This is a genomic window from Sulfurihydrogenibium azorense Az-Fu1, assembly GCF_000021545.1.
GTDB lineage: Bacteria > Aquificota > Aquificia > Aquificales > Hydrogenothermaceae > Sulfurihydrogenibium > Sulfurihydrogenibium azorense.
In genome coordinates this window covers 1138989-1158181 of sequence record NC_012438.1, presented here as the reverse complement: position 1 = coordinate 1158181, position 19193 = coordinate 1138989, and the positions used below count along the sequence as shown (strand labels likewise).

Annotated in this window: 21 protein-coding genes; 12 read left to right on the top strand and 9 right to left on the bottom strand. The window is 33.5% G+C overall.

Going from position 1 to position 19193, the window contains the following annotated elements; genetic code table 11:
* Window positions 1–54: 54 nt before the first annotated feature.
* Both SULAZ_RS06095 and SULAZ_RS06090 read left to right on the top strand, forming a co-directional pair.
* The gene (locus SULAZ_RS06095; protein WP_012675093.1) at window positions 55–618 is read left to right on the top strand and encodes a DUF488 domain-containing protein; all 564 of its coding nucleotides are present in this window, start codon (window positions 55–57) and stop codon (window positions 616–618) included.
* Window positions 615–1052, top strand: coding sequence for a DUF488 domain-containing protein (locus SULAZ_RS06090; protein ID WP_012674503.1), 438 nt, complete (start codon window positions 615–617; stop codon window positions 1050–1052). The genes SULAZ_RS06095 and SULAZ_RS06090 overlap by 4 nt, the downstream gene beginning before the upstream one ends.
* On the opposite strand, the gene SULAZ_RS06085 is transcribed toward SULAZ_RS06090, so the two are convergent.
* Genes SULAZ_RS06085 through SULAZ_RS06060 form a run of 6 tightly spaced genes read right to left on the bottom strand, consistent with a single transcriptional unit; the run spans window position 1039 to window position 9791 of the window.
* Window positions 1039–2613, bottom strand: a complete 1575-nt coding sequence (locus SULAZ_RS06085) for a DHA2 family efflux MFS transporter permease subunit (protein ID WP_012673940.1) — start codon at window positions 2611–2613, stop codon at window positions 1039–1041. The two genes, SULAZ_RS06090 and SULAZ_RS06085, sit on opposite strands and share 14 nt — an antisense overlap.
* Before the next feature lie 2 nt (window positions 2614–2615).
* Window positions 2616–3752, bottom strand: coding sequence for an HlyD family secretion protein (locus SULAZ_RS06080; RefSeq protein WP_012673861.1), 1137 nt, complete (start codon window positions 3750–3752; stop codon window positions 2616–2618).
* Window positions 3749–5011, bottom strand: a complete 1263-nt coding sequence (locus SULAZ_RS06075) for a TolC family protein (protein ID WP_012674564.1) — start codon at window positions 5009–5011, stop codon at window positions 3749–3751. Before SULAZ_RS06075 ends, SULAZ_RS06080 begins: the two co-directional genes overlap by 4 nt.
* Window positions 5008–5586, bottom strand: a complete 579-nt coding sequence (locus SULAZ_RS06070; protein WP_012673465.1) for a TetR/AcrR family transcriptional regulator — start codon at window positions 5584–5586, stop codon at window positions 5008–5010. Before SULAZ_RS06070 ends, SULAZ_RS06075 begins: the two co-directional genes overlap by 4 nt.
* Window positions 5583–6746: an iron-containing alcohol dehydrogenase gene (locus SULAZ_RS06065; RefSeq protein WP_012675079.1), complete on the bottom strand. Its 1164-nt coding sequence runs from the start codon at window positions 6744–6746 to the stop codon at window positions 5583–5585. The genes SULAZ_RS06070 and SULAZ_RS06065 overlap by 4 nt, the downstream gene beginning before the upstream one ends.
* 3 nt (window positions 6747–6749) lie before the next feature.
* The gene (locus tag SULAZ_RS06060) at window positions 6750–9791 is read right to left on the bottom strand and encodes an efflux RND transporter permease subunit (protein WP_012674079.1); all 3042 of its coding nucleotides are present in this window, start codon (window positions 9789–9791) and stop codon (window positions 6750–6752) included.
* A 71-nt stretch (window positions 9792–9862) separates the two neighbouring features.
* Between SULAZ_RS06060 and SULAZ_RS06055 the strand changes: the two genes are divergently transcribed.
* Entirely contained in the window at window positions 9863–10966 is a 1104-nt protein-coding gene (locus SULAZ_RS06055) for an efflux RND transporter periplasmic adaptor subunit (protein ID WP_012674919.1), read from the top strand.
* Window positions 10963–12186, top strand: coding sequence for a TolC family protein (locus SULAZ_RS06050; RefSeq protein ID WP_012673923.1), 1224 nt, complete (start codon window positions 10963–10965; stop codon window positions 12184–12186). The genes SULAZ_RS06055 and SULAZ_RS06050 overlap by 4 nt, the downstream gene beginning before the upstream one ends.
* A gap of 48 nt (window positions 12187–12234) precedes the next feature.
* Here SULAZ_RS06050 and SULAZ_RS09085 read toward each other — a convergent pair whose 3' ends face one another.
* Window positions 12235–12777, bottom strand: coding sequence for an RpnC/YadD family protein (locus SULAZ_RS09085; RefSeq protein WP_041675869.1), 543 nt, complete (start codon window positions 12775–12777; stop codon window positions 12235–12237).
* 2 nt (window positions 12778–12779) lie between these two features.
* On the bottom strand, window positions 12780–12944 hold the full coding sequence (locus SULAZ_RS09080; protein ID WP_012674217.1) for a hypothetical protein: 165 nt from the start codon (window positions 12942–12944) through the stop codon (window positions 12780–12782).
* 284 nt (window positions 12945–13228) lie between these two features.
* Between SULAZ_RS09080 and SULAZ_RS06040 the strand changes: the two genes are divergently transcribed.
* The 8 genes from SULAZ_RS06040 to SULAZ_RS06005 are packed head-to-tail and all read left to right on the top strand — an operon-like array spanning window position 13229 to window position 18561.
* Window positions 13229–13876 carry a methylthioribulose 1-phosphate dehydratase gene (locus SULAZ_RS06040; RefSeq protein ID WP_012674946.1) on the top strand — a complete coding sequence of 216 codons (648 nt, stop codon included), beginning with the start codon at window positions 13229–13231 and terminating at the stop codon, window positions 13874–13876.
* Between the two features lie 12 nt (window positions 13877–13888).
* Window positions 13889–14428: a 1,2-dihydroxy-3-keto-5-methylthiopentene dioxygenase gene (locus tag SULAZ_RS06035; protein ID WP_012673981.1), complete on the top strand. Its 540-nt coding sequence runs from the start codon at window positions 13889–13891 to the stop codon at window positions 14426–14428.
* Window positions 14429–14947, top strand: coding sequence for a DUF2628 domain-containing protein (locus SULAZ_RS06030; RefSeq protein ID WP_041675867.1), 519 nt, complete (start codon window positions 14429–14431; stop codon window positions 14945–14947).
* On the top strand, window positions 14901–15671 hold the full coding sequence (locus tag SULAZ_RS06025; RefSeq protein ID WP_012674857.1) for an enoyl-ACP reductase FabI: 771 nt from the start codon (window positions 14901–14903) through the stop codon (window positions 15669–15671). The genes SULAZ_RS06030 and SULAZ_RS06025 overlap by 47 nt, the downstream gene beginning before the upstream one ends.
* Before the next feature lie 9 nt (window positions 15672–15680).
* Entirely contained in the window at window positions 15681–15884 is a 204-nt protein-coding gene (gene thiS / locus SULAZ_RS06020) for a sulfur carrier protein ThiS (protein WP_012674128.1), read from the top strand.
* 1 nt (window position 15885) lies between these two features.
* Window positions 15886–17115 carry a histidine--tRNA ligase gene (gene hisS, locus SULAZ_RS06015; protein ID WP_012673456.1) on the top strand — a complete coding sequence of 410 codons (1230 nt, stop codon included), beginning with the start codon at window positions 15886–15888 and terminating at the stop codon, window positions 17113–17115.
* A 3-nt stretch (window positions 17116–17118) separates the two neighbouring features.
* On the top strand, window positions 17119–18258 hold the full coding sequence (gene tgt, locus SULAZ_RS06010) for a tRNA guanosine(34) transglycosylase Tgt (protein WP_012674188.1): 1140 nt from the start codon (window positions 17119–17121) through the stop codon (window positions 18256–18258).
* Window positions 18259–18270: 12 nt separating this feature from the next.
* Window positions 18271–18561, top strand: a complete 291-nt coding sequence (locus SULAZ_RS06005; RefSeq protein ID WP_323145353.1) for a ferredoxin — start codon at window positions 18271–18273, stop codon at window positions 18559–18561.
* A gap of 39 nt (window positions 18562–18600) precedes the next feature.
* On the opposite strand, the gene SULAZ_RS06000 is transcribed toward SULAZ_RS06005, so the two are convergent.
* Complete coding sequence (locus SULAZ_RS06000; RefSeq protein WP_012675073.1) at window positions 18601–19191, bottom strand: Tll0287-like domain-containing protein; 591 nt, start codon at window positions 19189–19191, stop codon at window positions 18601–18603.
* Window positions 19192–19193 lie beyond the last annotated feature (2 nt).

Below are 19193 nucleotides of genomic sequence, written 5' to 3'. Positions count from 1 at the left end.
TCATTCTGTTTCTTAAGTTGTATTTAACTAAATACCTATCTTATTCATCCCAATATGGTTTATGATATAAATGTTTTAATTGATGTTAGAAGTGTTCCTTTTTCTAAATATGCTAATCAGTTCAACTCAGACAACTTAAAGTTATTCCTGAAGGAGAGAGGAATTTATTATATTTATATGGGAAAAAATCTTGGAGCAAGGTGGTTTCAAAAAAATCTACTATTTGAAGACGGAAAAGTTAACTTTGAAAAGGTAAAAAAAACAAAAGAATTTCAAGAAGGAATTTTAAGAATACAAAATGGAGTAGATAAAGGATATACAATTGCTTTAATGTGTTCAGAAGAAGAAGCATTAAATTGTCATAGGTTTGTTTTAATATCACCAGTTTTAGCTGAAAGAGGGTATCAAGTTTATCATATATATCCTGAATATCTTCTTTCGCAAAATGATCTTATTAGTAGAATGATAAATATGTATAAACATAAATTAATGCAGAAATCTTTATTCAAAACAGCAGAAGACTTAGAAAATGATAAAGACATAGTAAAAAAAGCTTTTATACTTAGAAACAAAGATATAGCTTATAATGCTTATACAAAAGTAGGAGATGAAGAATGAATATATATACAATTGGTTTTAGTGGCAAAACAGCTGAAGAGTTTTTCACAACACTTAGAAAGCATAATGTTAAAAAGTTAATAGATATAAGATTGAACAACAAATCTCAACTGGCAGGGTTTACTAACATAAAACATTTACCTTACTTTTTAAAGCTACATAATATTGAATATATGTATCTTCCAATCTTTGCACCTACTAAAGAGTTGTTATATAGTTATGATAAAAAAAAGATTGATTGGGAAGATTATGAGAAAATATTTTTACAAATACTTGAAAAGAGGAAGATTTTAGAAAAGGTTAAAATAGAAGATTTTGACAATGCTGTCTTATTGTGTAGTGAGCCAACAGCAGAAAAATGCCACAGAAGACTCACGGCAGAATATTTAAAAGAAAACTTTCCTGAAAAAGAAATAAAAATCATTCATTTATAGATTTATCACTGTTTGAATTTTTGTGAATTATATCCGATATAAACATATATATAACAGGTAATGAGCCGACTAAACCAAACAGTCCAGCTATGAAAAAAGTATCTTGAAAAGAAAAGTTTAAGCTGTGTAAATACTCAACACTGTAAAGCAGTGCTTTTGCTTTTGCTTCAGCTATCTGGTCTGGTAAAGATACTATACTTTCTTTTACTTTATCTATAAAACTTTGAACGTAGGTGTTGTTTTGCATTGCGTTAATACCTTCAAAATGTTCCCACTGGTGCTTATACAGGTCGTTTGTTGCTATTGCCGTCCCAAAAGAGCCTCCTACAAACCTTCCATAGTGCATAAGTCCAGTTCCTAAAGATGTCTTCTCTCCAAGCTTCCTAAGTGCTAAAGTAGTCACGGGGGCAAAAAACATTCCCATTGCTATCCCAAGTGGTATAGTCATTAAGGCAGCTCTAACTTTTGGTGTGTAGTAATCAAGATTTGGAAGGATGAAGATTGAAGATATAAGGTATATAGCTGTTGCTATGTATAAAACGTACCTTTCGTTCCATTTGTCTGAAAGTATTCCTGCAACTGGTGAAAAAATAGCTATAAACATTGCAAAAGCAAGTATATGTAGTCCTGCATCAAAGGTTGAAAGTCCCTTTAGATTTTCGTAGTATAGAGGTATTAGATAAAAAACCTGATACATTGAGAATCCAAGGAGTAAAAAGAAAACAGAAAATCCTACAAAGTACTCTTTTATCAGGAATATTCTAAAGTCTATCAAAGGTTCTTTTGACAAGATTTCAGACAGGATGTATAGAAGTAAAGACAGTATAGATACTATAAAAAGGTAAACAATTACGTCTGACATAAACCAGCCAAGCTGTTGTCCCTTAGATAGAAAAATCAAAAGGGATATTGTAAAAACAGATAAGAAAAAGTAAGATACAAAGTTAAGTTTTGCCTTTTCTCTTATCATACTTGTCTCAGGTAAATAGAATATGGCTAAAATCGTTGTTAAAATACCAAAAGGTATATTTATAAAAAATACCCATCTCCAGTTTAAGTACTCTGTGATATAACCTCCCAAAGTAGGTCCCAAAGCAGGTGCAAAGCTAACACCAAGTCCAAATATACCCATAGCCATTCCTTTCTTTTCCTCAGGATACACTGAGAAAAGTATCGTTTGAGCTGTAGCCATTATTAGAGCTTCTCCGATACCTTGGAAAACCCTTGCAGTAATCATCCAATCTAAGTTTTGAGCTTGACCACACATAAATGAAGAAAAAGTAAAGAGAACTATTCCGGCTATATAAACCTTTCTAAGGCCAATCACTTTATCAAGCCATTCTGATAGAATAAGCATCACAGCTGAGGCTATCATGTAAGCTGTTATAACCCATTGAATACCGTAAAGGTCTGTTTGAAGAGGTCCCATCATTTTAGGAACTACAACATCAACGATAGTTGTATCAAGTATAGCCATAAAGGCTCCACTCATAACAATAAAGGTTATTAGAGCTCTTTCTAAGGTTGTTATTCTTTCGTAAATTGGTTTTGTATTTTCCATCTTTACCTGCTTTTTTCTATCTCAACTTCACCGCCTAATCCAACTCTGAGTAAAGATATATCTCCCTTAGTTATTCTTATTTTTACCGGTATTCTCTGGGCAAGTTTTGTAAACTCTCCTGCTGATATATCCCTTGGAACCAAGGCAAACTTTGCAGCTGAGGCAACATCTATACTTTCAACGACACCTTCAAAGGTCTTATCAGGGTAAGCATCTAACTTAATATAAGCTTTATTACCTACTTTTACACCTTCTAACTTGGTTTCTTCAAGTAGCACTTTTACGTAGAAGCTGTCAGACTTTAAAATAGCGTACACAGGCTGTCCTGCCTTTACTACATCACCGATAGAGACAAACTTTTTTGCAACAACACCATTGAAAGGAGCTTTTAACTCTGTGTATTGGAGCTGATTTTCAAGGTCTTGTTTTTTCTTAAGTAAAGATTCTATCTGACTGCTGATAGCGTTTATCTGGTTTTGTAATTCTTCAGTTATACTTTTTTGTGTTTTTGCGTACTCTACAGACTTTTTAGACTTTTCCATAGAAACTTTAAGCTCACTTATATTTTTCTCAATTGCTAATTTCTGTTTTTCTAAAACTTCAAGGTTTGTATGTACTTCTTCATACTTTCTTTTGGCTACCAATCCTTTTTCTAAAAGGTTTCTATATCTTTCTTCATCTTTTTTAGCCAACTTGATTTGAGATTCTATCTGGTCTTTTTGAGCTTTTAGGCTCTCTAACTTTTTACTTATTTCTTCAACTGTTAAGGCTGATATACTCTCGTTTATATCTGTCTCTCTTGCTACTCTTTGGAGCTGACTTTCAAGTTGTTTTTTTTGGTAGGTTAAAGCTTCTATCTCTTTTTCTAAAGCCTCTATTTGTAGTTTATAGTCTGTATCATCTATCTTTGCTATCACTTCTCCAGCCTTTACTTCGTCAGACTCTTTTTTGTAAAGCTGAACTACTCTTCCTGAGACTCTGTTAAAACCTATATTTGAAAGATAGTCAGACTCAACAAAAACTGCATCTGATATAGCATACTTCATTCTATGGTTTATCCATTTAACTGCATAGATTAGGAAAACTACGATTAAAAGTACAGTTATAATCAGTCCTACCTTCTTTCCTTTTCCATTCATGGAATATCTTCCCCCACAGCTTTTTTAATATCTATGTAAGACTTTAAAAGGTTGTAATAGTTTATCTCTTTGCTTTCTAAGGCTCTTGTAAGGGCACTTTCTGCGTTTAAAAGGTCTGTGTTTGTGGCAAGCTGGTTAGTATACTGTTCTTTTACCAACTCAAAGTACTCTTTAGCATAATCAAGGCTTTCTAAGGCAACTTTGTAATTTTCTTTGGCTGTAATATAATTTTCATAGGCTGTTTTTAGCTCTAACTTGATTTTCTCTTTTGTATCTTGTAAATCAAACCTTAACTTTTTGGCGTTTGACTTTGCTTGAAGTATCTTATAGTAAGGTTGTGTTGTCTGAAATTCTATGGAAGCTCCCAATGTTAAAAGAAAGTTTCCTTTTGGGTCTAAGTATGGGCTTTGGTTTGTGTAAATGTAATCTCCCTGTAGAAAGACTTTGGGTAAAAATGCTGATTTTTCTATCTCTACAACTTTTTCTGCTTGATTGATGTTTTCTTTATAAAAATCTAGTATTTTTCTTTTCTGATAAGCTGTTTCTATCAGTGTATCTAAACTTGGAATGTCCTTTATCTCTATATTAAGAGGTTCAAAATTTTCATCTTTTAAATCTTCTCCTATTAACTGTGATAGTCTTGATAGTGCTATTTTATAGTTACCTTCTGCTTGCTGAAGGTCTCTCTTTACTTCTGCAAGTCTTACCTTAGATTGGAGTAAGTCTACTTTTGTTATTATACCTTCTTTGAAAAATGCTTCTTGTTGTTTGTATATAGACTCCACAGCTTCAAGCTCTTTTTTGTATATATCTATAAGAGATTTTGATATAAAAACATCTATGTATGCCTTTATAACCTCTGCTTTTATTTGATTTTCTTTTTCTTTGTAAAAGGATTGTGTGGCTTTTAGGTTATACTTTGAAGCTTCTATCTTAGCTTGAGTTAAACCTCCTGTATATAAACTTTGAGAAAATCCTATATCAAACTTTAAAAAATCTCTGTTAGACTGTTTAAAGGATACAGGAAAGTTAGGTATCTTTGTCATTGGTGTTTGGTTGTAGAAGCTCTGGGATACTTGGGTATAAATAGTAGGAAGATAAAGAGTTTGGTCTACTTTTAGCTGAAATTCTGCTGTTTTTATCTGCTGCTTATAAGATAGTATCTCTTTGTTGTTTTCCAGTGCTTTATTAACAGCTTCCTGTAGTGTTATGGCATTTGCAGATGAGATAAAGATTAAAGAAAATATTAACTTTTTCAACTTTTTCGTTCCTCCGAGTATATTCCTTGAAAAATTATATCAATTCCTTTTTCGGCTTTTGATAACATCTGGTCTAAACTTAAATTTTTATTTGTTAAGCAGTTAAAAAATATCTGCCTAACAAATCCAAGTATCAACGTTGATAAAATCTGACTTTCTTCCTCTGGGAAGTATCTATTTACAACTCTAAAGATAAGATTTTGTATGTCTGATATCTTCTTTAGGTAAAGTTTTTTAAAATCTTGGTTTAATCCAAAAAGCTGGGAAAAGAATATCTCTGCTATCTCTCTGTTGTTGTAAACTTCTGTTAAAAACTCTTTTACGAAGTCTTTTATAAGACTTTGGCAATCTTTTTCTATTTTTATATACTTTCCAAGTCTTTCCATAAGGTCTAGGTGGAGAGATTTTACAAGCTCTAAAAATATCTCTTCTTTACTTTTAAAGTAAATGTAAAAAGTCCCTTGAGCCACTCCTGATTTTTCTACTATATCTGAGACTTTTGTTTCGTAGTAGCTTTTTTTTGAAAAAAGCTCTTTGGCAGACTGTAAAAGTTTTTCCCTTGTTTCTAACTTCACTCTATATTACTCCTTAAAGCAAGGTATAAAATCTCTTTTATTTTATCAACGGTGTAAACTTTATCTAATCCCCAAAGGACTGCCGTTGTATGATAAACGTGGTTTGCTATCTTATCTATGTCTGATGAAGGTATATTTCCATCTTGAAGTGATACGGGAGCTCCTATCTTTTTAAACCAACTTTTTAATGCTTTTATTCCTTCTTCTTTTTTGTTTAACCCAAAAATCTCTTTTGCAAACCTTTCAAACTGAGTTGGGTTTTTATCTTTATACCACCACATCCAAGCAGGAATTACGATAGACAGACAAGCTCCGTGAGGTAAGTCGTAGAGAGCTCCAAGAGAGTGGGCAATCATGTGGTTTACATAAACACCTCCTCCATAGCCTGTCCTTGTGATGCCATTAAGTGCAAGGGTAGCAGCCCACATAAACTCAGCTCTTGCATTGTAATCGTAAGGATTTTCAAGTATCTTTTCTGTAGTTTCCATAACTGTTTTTACTATGCTCTCTACAAGCCTGTTTTGTAAGTTAGGGCAGACATTACAGGTAAAGTACCACTCTATTGTATGGGCTATTGCATCTACAGCTGCGTAGGCTTGATACTGTGGAGATACACTAAAAGTTAGCTCCGGATTAAAGATTGAGACTTTTGGGTATATTAGTATGGATGAGATGGACAACTTTTCCTGTGTATCTTCGTTTGTTATAACAGCATAACCATTCATCTCACTGCCAGTTGCTGCTAACGTAAGTATGGTGTAGTTTGGTAAAGCATCTGTTATAGGCTCTCCTTTAAAAAACTGCCATACATCTTTATCTGCTACAGCTCCAACTGCTATGGCTTTACCTTCATCTAAAACTGACCCACCACCTACTGATAAAATTGCGTCTACTTTCTCTTTCTTTGCTTTTTCTATTCCTTCTCTTGTATGAGATAAAACAGGGTTAGGTTTTACTCCACCGTGTTCTACAAACTCTATACCGTTTTCCTTAAGACTGTTTACAACTCTATCGTATAAACCTGTCTTTTTTATAGAAGACTGTCCATACACAAAAAGTACTTTTTTAATACCGTCTTCCTTAAGTACTTTACCTATAAGGTTTTCTTTTCCTCTTCCAAAGATTATCTTGGTTGGGTTGTGAAATTCAAAATCCTGCATCTTCTACACCTCCCTTTTTACTAAAAATCTGATTTTATCAATGATTACGTACATTATAGGTATTACGAAAAGACTAAGAGGTAATGCTGTTATTAATCCACCTATAACAGCTATAGCAAGTGGTTGTCTCATCTCTGAACCTTCTGTTAGCCCTAAAGATACAGGTATCAAAGATGCAAATATGGTTAAAGTTGTCATAAGGATTGGTCTTAGTCTTTCTTTCCTAGCCTGAAGGATTGCGTTTATTGTGTCTAATCCTTCTTTTTTCAGCTGAATTATTCTCTCTATAAATAAAACACTGTCTCTGGTTACAAGTCCTATCAAAAGAATTATTCCAAAGTATGAAGTTACGTTTAAGGTCTGCCCTGTAATTAAAATCAAACCAAAAACACCTGATACAGCAAAAGGAAGTGTAAGTAAAACTGTAAAAGGATGAATTAGACTTTCAAATAAAGAAGCTAAAACCATATAAACAGCTATCAATGCTACTATTAAAGCAACTGCTAAATAACCGAAGGTTCTTTTAAACTCTTTCGTCTGACCTCCTATTTCATAGGTATACCCTGATGGAAGTGCTTGTTTTATCATGTTTTCAACTTCTATAACACCTTCTCCTACTGACTTTCCACCTGTCACGTTTGCGTAAAGTGTAACTGCATACTGTCTGTTGTATCTGTTTATAACGTTATAACCTGGTGCAAGCTGATATGTTATAAGAGAGGATAGAGGTATTAAAGACCCATCTTTTGCCTTTACGTAAATCTTTGATAGATTATCAAAACTTGTTAAAAAGGATTCATCAGCTTTCACATAGAAGTTATAACTCTCAGAGCCTTTTTCATAAGTTCCTATTTTGTATTTGCCAAACAAAAAGTTAAGTGTGTTTGCTATATCTTCTACTGACACACCTAAATTTAAAGCTTTATCTCTATCTATCTCTACCCTCACTTCAGGCTGGTTTATCCTTAAGTCAGTGTCTATATCTGTGTACCCTGGAGTTTGTCTGAGTTTAGTTTCAAGTTGAGAAGATATTTTTGCAAGTTCGTTTAAATCCGTCCCTTTTATTATGTACATAATATCAGCTGACCTTCCACCCCTTGGTCCGACAGCTGAAGGAATATCTATAATAGCTCTAACATCACTTACTTTTGCAAACTCTTTTCTAAATTGGTCCATTATAACTTTTTGATGGGGTCTGCCTGTTGACCTATCTTTAAGGGTTATGAAAAATATACCACCATTCACTGTAGGTCTTCCTGCTATACCTTCACCAAAAGCAACACCATAACGTAGTACGTAAGGATTACTCGATACAATTTTTTCAAGCTCCTTAGCCTTTTTATCAACAAAGTCAAAAGAAGACCCTGTAGGCGTCTCAAACCTTACTAAAAACCTTCCTTCATCAACGATAGGTGTAAACTCTTTTGGAGTTATAGATGCCAGCTTAAAACCTATTATTATCGTTGCCAAAGATATTGCTAAAACTATAACTTTATTATTTAAAGACCATCTTAAAGCTTTGTCAAACCAGTTTTCAAACCTATCGTAAGCTCTTTGGAAGATGTTTTTCTCTCCTGCTTCAACTAACCTTGCTGAAATCATTGGAGTAAAGCTTAAAGACACTATGTAGGATATAGCAATTGCAACAATCAGTGTTAAAGCAAACCCAAAGAAAAACTTTCCTATAACACTTTTTAAAAATAAAACGGGAATAAATATAGCAATTAAGGAAGCTGTAGAAGCAAGTAAGGCAAATATAACAACTTTTGTTCCCTTTTCGGCTGCTTCTATACCCCTTAAACCTTCTTCATTTCTCCTGTATATACTTTCCATTACAACAATAGCATCGTCAATAACAAGTCCAACTGCAACAGCTAAAGCCAAAAGCGTAAAAGTATTTAAAGACTGTCCAAAGAAAAATAAGGCCGCTATGGCACCTAAGATTGATACAGGAATAGCCATAGAAGGTATAAAAGTCATTTTAAAACTTCCCAAGAATAAGAAAACCATAAAGGCTGTAAGTATGGACCCCAAGACAATCTCGTGAAGAGCATCGTTTACACTTCTTTCTATAAAAGTAGATGCGTCATAGTTTATATCAAGTCTTAAACCTTGTGGGAGCTGTTTATTGAGTTCATTCATCTTATCTATAACTCTTTTTGCTACTGCAACGGTGTTTTCTTTTGACTGTTTGTATACGATTATAGCTATACCCGGTTCTGCCTCTTTAGAATCAAAAGCTTTAAATCTAACTATTCCTCTTTTTTCATCAAAGGTAAACTCTGCTCTACCTACATCTTTTATCCTTACATTATTTTTTATTATTATGTTTTCTATCTCTTGGGGAGACCTTCCCTTCCCGTAGACTCTTAAGACATACTCCCTATCCTTACTGTCAATTCTTCCCGATGGAATTTCCACATTGTTTGATTTTAATGCATTTATAACGTCCATAGGAGTGAGCTTAAACCCTGCAAGCTTTAGAGGGTCTATCCTGACCCACATTACATAGTCCCTAAATCCTCCTAAATCTACCTCACCAACACCTTGGACTCTTTCAAACTCCCTTTTTAAAACTTTATCTGCAAGGTAAGACATAGTACCGTAATCTGCATAACCGTGAAGTAAGATAGCCATAATAGGAGCTAAAGATGTATCAACCTTTCTAACTACTGGAGGGTCAGTATTAGGAGGAAACTGTCTTTGAGCCCTGTTAACTGCATCCCTAACTTCCTGTGCTGCAATGTTTATATCTTTATCAAGGTCAAATATTACGGTTATCCTTGATACTCCTGTATAACTTGAAGAGTTTATAGCCTCTATACCACTTATAGTAGCAAGTTCATCTTCTATCTTCCTTGTTATGTTAGTGTCTATAACATAAGGGTTTGCTCCTGCGTAGGTAGTACTTATTGATACAACTGGAAAGTCAACATCCGGGTTTCTATCTACTGGTATGTACTTTAAAGCGTAAATTCCAGCTATTATAAAGGATAAGATAAACATCCAAGTTGTTATCGGTCTTGTTATAAAAAACTTATACATCTATAAACTCCTTGACTGTTTTGTCTCTTTATTTTATAATATGACTGACAAATCAGTCAAGAGAGGAAGTTATGAATAAAAAAGTTATTACTGCTATATCTGTTGTAGTTATTATTGCAGTAGCTTTCTTTATACTTAAATCTATAGAAAAAAAATCAAAAAGTCAAACAGATCAAAGACCTCAAAAACCAGCTCCTGCAGTTAAAGTTATCATACCAGAAAAACAAGAAGTGCCTATATATTACACTGCAAACGCAGTTTTACAAGCAAAAACCTCTGCAAAACTAAAACCGCAAGTAAGTGGAAGAGTTGAAAAGATATTTGCAGAAGAAGGAAGCTTCGTAAAAGCAGGACAACCTCTTGCAGTAATTCAACCAGAAAAGGAAGAATACCAGATAGAATCTCAACTTGCAGTTATAAACCAACTTGAAGCAAACTACCTAAACAAAAAATCAATATACGAAAGAAGAAAACAGCTATATGAAAAAGAACTAATAGCCAAAGAAGAGTTAGACAACGCAAAAACAGATATGGAAGTGGCTCTAAATCAGTTAAACTCTGCCAAAGCAACCTTAAAAGAGTATAAAAGACAAAAGAATGAAACAGTTATAAGAGCTCCCTTTGACGGCTACTTAGATAAAAGATACGTTAGCATAGGAGATTACGTTGATAGCCAAAAAGACATGTTTTACATCTTAAAACTAAATCCTATATGGGCAGTCTTTGAACTTCCTCAACAGTATGTAAAAAATCTATCTTTAGGTAAAGAAGTTGAAATAGATGTAGATGGTATAGGAGCAGTAAAAGGCAAGATAGATTACATTTCGTCTTCTTTAAATGAAAACAACTTAATCGTTGTAAAAGTCTTACTTGACAACAAAGATGGTTTACTTAGAGAAAATATGTATGGAAAGGCAAAAATATTAGTTGATAAAGTGGAAGGTTATAAACTTCCAGAAGACGCAGTACAACTTGCAGGTAATGACAATTTTGTTTATAAAGTTGTAGACTCAAAAGCTGAAAAAGTATTAGTTAACGTTTTAAAGCAAGAATATGGATATGTTTACGTATCTGGGGATTTAAAACAAGATGATAAAGTTATAGTGTCTAACCTTATGAACGTAAAACACGGAATGCCAGTTAAAGTAATACAACAACCAGAGGTAGCAAAATGAAAAAAATACTACTTACATTCTTAATATCCTTTTCAAGCTCCTTTGCAATTACATACGATGAAGTCCTCTCTATCGCTGAAAAGAACGCTACTAACATAAAGTTATCTGAAAAAGATATAGAAAAAGTAGAATACCAAATAAAAGAAGCATACAGTAATATCTATCCTCAAGTAAACTTAACAGGAACCTATACAAGATGGGACCCTAACTACATCTTTGGCTTTACACCTAAAAATCAATACTCAGCAAAAATAGGTTTAACTCAAAAGATATTTGATTACCAAGTTCTTAATCTTTTACAACTTTCAAAACAGAACTTAGAGCTTCAAAAAGTAGTAAAGCAAGATGTAATCCAAAAAGTAAAAGATACAGCAAGAAGACTATTTTTAGCCAGTTTATACTACAAACAAGTTATGGATATAAAACAGGAAAACCTTAAATACTGGGAAGAAAACTTTAAATACGTTGAAGGAAAATACAAAGCAGGTTTACTTGCAAAGTATGATTACATGAGAGCTTCATCTCAGCTTCAAACTGCAATATCAGACTACCAGCTTGCAAAAGCAAACTATGAAAAATCCATAGAAGACCTAAAAAGATTTTTAATGTTAGAGGATATTACACCACCTGAAGGTAGTTTAGAAAAGTTAGATATTCCAAAAGAAAACCAAGATATTAAAAACAACACAGAAATAAAAGTTTTAATATCCCAAATACAAACAGCTGAAAAACAAATAGAGTACCAAAAGTCAGCCAACTATCCTAACTTATCCTTATTTGTAAACTATCAAACCAACAACCAATTTAAATTCCCTTCAACCTCTGAAGTATGGAAAAAAGGCTATAACTTAGGACTTTCTTTAAACTGGAGCATCTTTGACGGAATGGCAAAAGATAGTAGAGTTCTACAGGCAAAAACAGACAAATCAAAGTATGAGATACAGCTCCAAGATAAAATAAAACAAGTAGAAACGGAAATAAAAAAGGCAAAGATAGACCTACAAGCCCTTGAAAATCAGCTAAAAGCAGAAGAAGAAAACTTAAAAGTTGCAAAAGAGTCTATGAGATTATCTACAGAGAGGTTTAAAGCAAACATCACAAACACCTTAGAAGTATTAGAATCCCAATCAAACTACCTAAACACTCAGCTGTCTTACATCTCTACCCTATACCAGTACAACCTCCGGGTCTTCGACTTACTGAACCTTTATGGTAGATAATTAAGTACTTTTATTTTAATTTTCACCTCTGGATATCAATTTTACTTACTAAATTATATCATTTAAACTATTTGCAAGAACAACTTTTCTGTGCAATTCTTTTAACTGGTTAACATCAGATATTTGATTTACCTTCTCCCTTACATCTTCTCCCACATAACCAAATTTAAACTCTATAGCATCAATCACACTCTGTCTTAATCCTTCTATTAAACCTTCTTCTTTCCCAATCTTTAAAACATCTCTTAACACTGGATAACTCTCTATCTCTTCCCTTGTCCACTCTATTGTAATTGGCATCTCAAAATCCTCCTGTGTTATATAACTTCTTATCTCTTCCTCTATATTATTCCTTATTTTACTTATTTCAAGAAACAGTGTAAATAACTCTTTTCTGTCTTTTGGATTTGCTTTCTTTATCTCTTTTATCACATTCTCTACATAAAACTTAGGGTCTTCTATCTTACACAGTCCTGCAAGTAGTTTGTCTGTGATATTTGGACTTGCTACTAACTCTCTACATGGTATATCCTTCATATCTATCAGTCTATACCTGTAAGTCCAATCTGAAAACTGTATCTTGTCTGACATTTTTAACGGCTCTTTTCTATGTAGATACATACTTGAATTAAGTCTTTTGGTTTATACTTGTCAGTGATAAGATAAAAATACTCAAACATTCTGTATGGCATAGAAGGGTCATTGGTGCTTTGTATCTCTATGTGTAGAATGGTATTATCTTCCAATTTAACAACCAAGTCAGCTTCTCTGGTTTTAACTATTTTAAGGTCAGTATCTTGAAGGAGCTGCCAGTTTACTTTTTTACCGAGGATTATCTCTATGAGTTTTGTTGCTGGGTTTTTAAATAGGTGTTTTAGTAATAAGTCGGTTTTAATTTTTTCCCTCTGTTTTGCTCTTGTAGGATTTTTTCAAAGATGATAGCATTATTTGTGTTAGTCTGATGTGTTTTTTATCTTACTTTCCAATAAAAAATAAATAATATGATAAAATATATTTTTACTATTGCACTTAGAGGTCTTTTATGCCAGAGAGACTTTATCAAGAAGAAAAACAAAGAGCTGTAAACGTTTTAAACGATTTAAAAATAAAACTCTACAACAAAGGCTGGTTTCCTGCAACAAGTGGAAATCTTTCCTACAAACTTCACGATGACCCTCTTATTTTTGCAGTTACAACCTCAGGAAAAGACAAAGGAACAGTTAGCCACGAAGATGTTATGTTTGTTGATAAAGATGGAAAACCCATAGAAAAAACAAGAATGAAACCGTCAGCTGAGACAATGATACACTCTTACATCTACAAAAAGACCGACGCAGGTTGTATTATCCACATACACACTCCAAACAACAACTTTATATCTTACGTATACGCTCAAGATTCAAAAGTGAAAATAAAAGATTTAGAGATGATAAAAGCATTAGATATATGGGAAGAAAACTCGGAGATAGAAGTTCCAATAGTAGAAAATTACTTTGATTTAAACAAGTTAGCCCAAGAGACAGGGAAAGTTATAAATCCAAAAGTTCCGGCAGTCTTAATAAAAACCCATGGTATCTACTGCTGGGGAAGAAACGAGTTTGAGGCAAAAAGACACGTAGAAGCCTTTGAGTTTATGTTTGAACTTATGAAAAATCTTATACTATTTAAATCAACTAAAGATATCTGGTAAGGAGGTTTATATATGGCAAAGTTAGTTTTTAGAAAAAGTGGTAAAGTTATAGAAAATCCAGAAGAGATAAAAACATTTTTAGAAAGGTACGGAGTAATTTACGATAGATGGGGAATAGACAGACTCGATGAAGAAGTAAGAAAAAATTACGATATAGACGAAGAAAACCAAAGAGTAATAATTGAAGCTTACAAACCGGAGTTAGATGAGTTAAAACAGAGGATGGGATACATAACAGAAGATATAGTTGTCCTATCAGAAAAAACACCAAATTTAGATGCACTTATGGAAAAGTTTAAAAGAGAACACCACCATATAGATGATGAAGTAAGGTTTGTAGTTGATGGTAGTGGAATATTCCCTGTAAAAATAGAAGACGATATAGTAGATATTCACGTAGAAGCCGGAGAGTTGATAGTCGTACCAGCGGGAGCAAGACATTGGTTTGAACTTGATGAAAATAAAAAAATAAAATGTATAAGAGTCTTTAAAACACCTGCAGGTTGGGAAGCAATATACAACGAAAACGAAAAAGCAACTATGGGAAGTTAAATGACGATGGAGGAAAGGGAAGAGCTACGGCTGTTTGTAGGTAAAAACGCAGATTACTATATAGCAAAATGGGAAGAGTTAGGAGAAGAAAATAAGATAAGCTGGAACTGGTCAGCCTTTTTCTTTGGACTTCTTTGGTTTGCTTATAGAAAGATGTATCCCTATGCCTTTGGTTTTATAGTGTTTAGTCTTATACTTCAATATATACAGATAGTTATGAAAACCCATCCTTTAGTGATAGGTATAACCAATATTTTAATATCTATATTTATAGGAATGTTTGGAAACTACCTTTATTACCAGTATGCAAAGTCAAAGATAAAACAGATAAAAGAAAGTATTCAAGATGAAAGACAAAAAACAGTGGAGATAGTCAGAGCTGGTGGAACAAGCCTATCAACTGCTATAGCTATAGGACTTATGTACCTTATAGCCTCATCAATTATTGATTACGGTTTACAGGAGGACAACAGTGAAAATTTTAGAGAACAAAAAAGCATTAATCCTTGGAGTAGCTAACGACAAAAGTATAGCCTACGGTATAGCAAAAGTATTTTACGAAAATGGAGCTACTTTAGGGTTTAATTACTTAGATGAAAGGATAGAAAAAAGGGTAAGACCAATAGCACAAGAGTTTAACTCAGACTTGGTTGTAAAATGTGATGTATCAAAAGATGAAGACATTACAAACTTGGTAAATACCGTTAAAGAAAAGTGGGGAAGTGTTGATATAATTGTCCACTCTATCGCTTACGCCAATAAAGAGTATTTAAAAGATTACTACTACAAAGTAGATAGACAATCATTTTTACAAGCTATGGATATAAGTGTTTACTCTTTTACAGCAATAGCAAGGGAGTTTCTTCCTGTGATAAACGAAGGTGGAAGTCTTCTTACTTTATCTTACTACGGAGCTGAAAAAGTAGTTTACAACTACAACGTTATGGGAGTTGCAAAGGCAGCTTTGGAAGCTTCTGTTAAGTATTTGGCAAGGGACTTGGGAGTGTTAAAGAAAGTTAGAGTAAACTGTATATCTGCAGGACCTATTAAAACCTTAGCTGCAATGGGAATATCTGACTTTGGAGATATTCAAAAGGTTGCTATAGAAAGGTCTCCTTTAAGAAAAGCTGTAAGTATAGAAGAGGTAGGAAACGCCGCACTATTTCTATGTTCAGACCTTGCTTCAGGAATAACAGGAGAAATATTATACGTAGATGCAGGTTATAACATCATAGGAATGTGAGGGTTTAAAATGAAGTTAATAGTAAACGGTGTAGAAAAGGAGTTTAATAAAGAGGAGTTGACAATTACAGACCTTATAAAGATACTAGAGATAAAATCTCCTGCTATTGCTGTGGCTGTAGGTTACGATGTAATACCAAAAGATCAGTTTAACACATACAAACTAAAAGAAGGAGATAAAGTAGAGATAGTCCATTTTGTAGGTGGAGGATAAATTGAGTAAGATACAGAAAGTCAGAGGATTTCAGGATATCTACGGAGAAAACGCAAAAAAGTATAGGTACATAGTTGACACATTTAGAGAAACTTTTGAAAAGTACAACTTTAAAGAGATAATACTTCCCTTTGTAGAGGATATATCACTTTTTAAAAGGTCAGTAGGGGAAGCTACAGATATAGTTCAAAAAGAGATGTACGTCTTTTTAGATAAAGGTGGTAGGGAAGTAGCACTACGTCCTGAAGGAACTGCAAGCTGTGTAAGGGCTTACATAGAAGAAAAGATGTACGCAGAAGGAGGATACCATAAACTCTTTTATGAAGGAGCTATGTTTAGGTACGAAAGACCTCAAGCAGGAAGATACAGACAGTTTCACCAAATAGGAGCTGAGATATTTGGAGTATCTTCCGTTTTAGCAGATACAGAGCTTATAAGTATGGTTTATAAAATCTTAAAAAAATTAAAAATAGATTTTAAACTTGAGATAAACTCTCTTGGAGACTTCCAATCAAGAAAGACTTACACACAGGAGCTTATAAAATATTTAAAACAGTATGAAAATGGCCTATGTGAAACATGTAAAAGCAGAATAAACACGAATCCCTTGAGAGTCTTAGACTGTAAAGTAGAAAGCTGTAAACAGATAACAAAAGATGCACCCAAAATAATAGATTATCTCTCAGAAGAATCAGAAAAAAGATTTACACAGTTAAAAGAGTATTTAAAAGCCTTAAATATAGATTTTGTAGAAAATCCAAGACTGGTAAGAGGACTTGATTACTACACAGACACTGTTTTTGAGTTTACAACAGACCAGATAGGAGCTCAAGGGACAGTAGCAGCAGGAGGACGCTACGACAACCTTGTAGAACAACTTGGAGGACCTCCTACACCTGCCTTAGGTTTTGCAGCTGGTATAGAAAGACTTATCTTACTTGTAAAAGATTTACCTTCAGAAAAACCTCTTATAACTGTAATACCTCTAACACCTGATTACAACATCCAAGCACTTTCTTTTTCAGAAAGTCTTAGAAACAGTGGAATAAAAACAGAAACTCTACTAAAAGAGGGAAGTTTAAAGTCCATGATGAAAACTGCAGACAAACTCAAGTCTGACTATGTAGTTTTCATATCAGATAAATACGAACTTAAAGAGATGAAATCAGGAAATCAAGAAATCTTCTACACTCCAGAAGATACTTTAGAAGCTGTAAAGGACAAAATATAGAGAATGTTTAAATTTCAACTTATAAAAAAAGAAGGTAATGCACGACTTGGAAAGATATACACACCTCACGGTGAGATAGAAACACCTATATTTATGCCAGTAGGAACTCAAGGAACTGTTAAAGCCATTACTGTTAAACATCTTGAGGAAGATATAAAAGCCCAAATCATTTTGGGAAATACTTACCATCTTTACCTTAGACCTGGTTTAGAGGTTTTAAAAAAGTTTAACGGACTTCATAACTTTTCTTCTTGGAAAAAACCTATCTTAACAGACAGTGGAGGTTTTCAAGTATTTTCCTTATCTATTGGAAAAGAAAAAGAAGGAAAACAAAAAGCACAAGTTGTAGTAACGGAAGAAGGAGTAAAGTTTAAATCTCATCTTGATGGGTCTTGGCACTTTTTTACACCTGAGTTTGTAGTAGAGATTCAAGAAATTATAGGTAGTGATATAATGATGCCCCTTGATGAATGTCCTCCTTACCCTTGTAGCCATCAGTATGCAAAAGAAAGTCTGGAAAGAACCGTTAGATGGCTAAAAAGGTCTAAACAAGCCAAGAAAAATCCAAATCAAGCACTTTTTGGAATAATTCAAGGATCTGTGTATGAAGACTTAAGGAAAGAAAGTACATTAAAAACCGTGGAACTTGATATGGACGGTTATTCTATAGGAGGTTTATCTGTAGGAGAACCAAAAGAGTTTATGTACTCTATGACAGAGGTGGTAACATCTTTACTTCCTGAGAATAAGCCCAGATACTTAATGGGAGTTGGAACTCCAGAAGACCTTCTTGAAGCTATAGACAGAGGCATTGATATGTTTGACTGTGTGATACCAACCAGAAACGGTAGAAATGGAACACTCTTTACCCACTTTGGAAAGATAAATATAAAATCAGCAAAGTACAAATTTGACGATACTCCTGTAGACCCCTTATGTGATTGTTATACCTGTAAAAACTTTTCAAAAGGATATCTACGACACCTTTACAACGCTGAAGAAATAACGGCTTACATTTTAGGAACAATACACAATCTAAGATTTTATCTAAAATTGATGGAAGATGTAAGAAACGCTATAAAAAATGAAAGTTTTTCAATATTTAAGAAAGAGTTTTTAGACTTATATAATTCAAATATTTAAACATTGTTATAATTGAAAATTGGCATAGATTGGGTTATACTATTTGAGCCTAATAAATTTTATTACAGGAGGTTTGTTATGAAGGTAAAAGTATCAGTTGACAAAGATCTCTGCACAGCATGCGCTCTTTGCTATGATGAAGTTCCAGAAGTATATGAAGATTCTGGAGACGGTATAGCTCAAGTTAAAGCAGAAGTAGGTGGTGATGGTGCTATCATAGAAGGAGATTTAGCTCAAAGAGTTCTCGAAGTAACTGAAGAGTGTCCATCTGGTGCATTAGTTACAGAAGTAATAGAAGAGTAATTATTTGACATAAATGGGGGCTTTAAAGCCCCCTATACACTATATTTTATCAGCTGGAATAGTTACTCTAACCACTCCTCTAAAATCACCTTCTTTATATCCTACAGCCTTATCGTTAGGATAAAGAGTTTTAATTTTTTCTAACAACTTCTTATCCATTAGGTTAGGGTCTCCGTGGCATGTTAAACAAACCCCTTCAACTTTTAAAGGTTTGTAATACCTATATACAACCTTTCCATTTTCGTTTAACGCCTGAATGTAGTAAGATGGCATTTTACCTTGCTTTATGCTTTCTTCAAAGTATTTTAGAGCTTCAGCTTCGTATTTATCAGGAGCATTAGATGGATTTCTGTACTTAAAAGTAGTTCTTTTCATTGAGTATCCTGTTTCTTTTTCTACTTGAGAAGTAATTTCCATAGCTTTTTTGTTACATACAGTTACAGCTTCATCAAGACCTCCTTTCTGCATAGCATTCATCAGCTCCATTCTTAAACCTTTAAGAAGTTTCATAGAAGCTTCTTCTCCTACTTGAGCTATTTTCTGTTCTTTCTCTTTTGGTACTTCTACCTTTTGAACTTGACTACAACCAAGTAGTAATCCTACCATTGCAACAACTGATAATCTTTTCATGT

Excerpts from the sequence above, each read along its gene's own strand:
- SULAZ_RS06095 (WP_012675093.1), top strand. The coding sequence starts at position 55 with ATGGTTTATGATATAAATGTTTTAATTGATGTTAGAAGTGTTCCTTTT.
- SULAZ_RS06090 (WP_012674503.1), top strand. The coding sequence starts at position 615 with ATGAATATATATACAATTGGTTTTAGTGGCAAAACAGCTGAAGAGTTT.
- SULAZ_RS06085 (WP_012673940.1), bottom strand. The coding sequence starts at position 2,613 with ATGGAAAATACAAAACCAATTTACGAAAGAATAACAACCTTAGAAAGA.
- SULAZ_RS06080 (WP_012673861.1), bottom strand. The coding sequence starts at position 3,752 with ATGAATGGAAAAGGAAAGAAGGTAGGACTGATTATAACTGTACTTTTA.
- SULAZ_RS06065 (WP_012675079.1), bottom strand. The coding sequence starts at position 6,746 with ATGCAGGATTTTGAATTTCACAACCCAACCAAGATAATCTTTGGAAGA.
- SULAZ_RS06060 (WP_012674079.1), bottom strand. The coding sequence starts at position 9,791 with ATGTATAAGTTTTTTATAACAAGACCGATAACAACTTGGATGTTTATC.
- SULAZ_RS06055 (WP_012674919.1), top strand. The coding sequence starts at position 9,863 with ATGAATAAAAAAGTTATTACTGCTATATCTGTTGTAGTTATTATTGCA.
- SULAZ_RS06050 (WP_012673923.1), top strand. The coding sequence starts at position 10,963 with ATGAAAAAAATACTACTTACATTCTTAATATCCTTTTCAAGCTCCTTT.
- SULAZ_RS09085 (WP_041675869.1), bottom strand. The coding sequence starts at position 12,777 with ATGTCAGACAAGATACAGTTTTCAGATTGGACTTACAGGTATAGACTG.
- SULAZ_RS06040 (WP_012674946.1), top strand. The coding sequence starts at position 13,229 with ATGCCAGAGAGACTTTATCAAGAAGAAAAACAAAGAGCTGTAAACGTT.
- SULAZ_RS06035 (WP_012673981.1), top strand. The coding sequence starts at position 13,889 with ATGGCAAAGTTAGTTTTTAGAAAAAGTGGTAAAGTTATAGAAAATCCA.
- SULAZ_RS06030 (WP_041675867.1), top strand. The coding sequence starts at position 14,429 with ATGACGATGGAGGAAAGGGAAGAGCTACGGCTGTTTGTAGGTAAAAAC.
- thiS (WP_012674128.1), top strand. The coding sequence starts at position 15,681 with ATGAAGTTAATAGTAAACGGTGTAGAAAAGGAGTTTAATAAAGAGGAG.
- tgt (WP_012674188.1), top strand. The coding sequence starts at position 17,119 with ATGTTTAAATTTCAACTTATAAAAAAAGAAGGTAATGCACGACTTGGA.
- SULAZ_RS06000 (WP_012675073.1), bottom strand. The coding sequence starts at position 19,191 with ATGAAAAGATTATCAGTTGTTGCAATGGTAGGATTACTACTTGGTTGT.